The organism is Actinoplanes awajinensis subsp. mycoplanecinus, from assembly GCF_001509495.1.
In the GTDB taxonomy this organism is placed as follows: Bacteria; Actinomycetota; Actinomycetes; order Mycobacteriales; family Micromonosporaceae; genus Actinoplanes; species Actinoplanes palleronii.
This window is the reverse complement of record NZ_LLZH01000168.1, coordinates 1-389: the sequence shown is the minus strand read 5'-3', so window position 1 is coordinate 389 and position 389 is coordinate 1. Positions and strand designations below refer to the sequence as shown.

At 79.2% G+C, this 389-nt stretch carries 1 protein-coding gene; it reads right to left on the bottom strand.

Annotated features, from left to right (window positions below; genetic code table 11):
• Positions 1-57: 57 nt before the first annotated feature.
• A partial coding sequence (locus tag ADL15_RS54265) for a hypothetical protein (protein ID WP_198170895.1) occupies positions 58-389 on the bottom strand: 332 nt, incomplete at its 5' end.

Below are 389 nucleotides of genomic sequence, written 5' to 3'. Positions count from 1 at the left end.
CGAGGCGCCGGCGGCGGCGGGCCCAGCGGTTCTTCGCCTCGCGGATCGCGTCGGTGGTCACGCGGCGGCCTCCGTCCGGTACTGGGCGGTGCCGATCCACTGGCGGCAGAGGCTGCGGTGGACGGTGGCGCGGGAGGAGGGGACGACGCCGGCGTGCTCGACGACTCCGGCCGCGGCGGCGGAGGAGAACGCGCCGCCCCAGCGCGCGGGGCTGTCGGGCTCGTCGACGAGGCCTTCGGCGATGAGGTCGGCGGCCTGGAAGGGGCGGCCGCGGCGGGCCATCTCCTCTATCGCGGCGCGGCAGGCGACGGCCCAGTCGGCCGGGGTGGCGGCGATGGCGCGGGCGATGCCGGTGCGCTTTGCGGTCTCGCCGGCGGCCGGGGCGACCG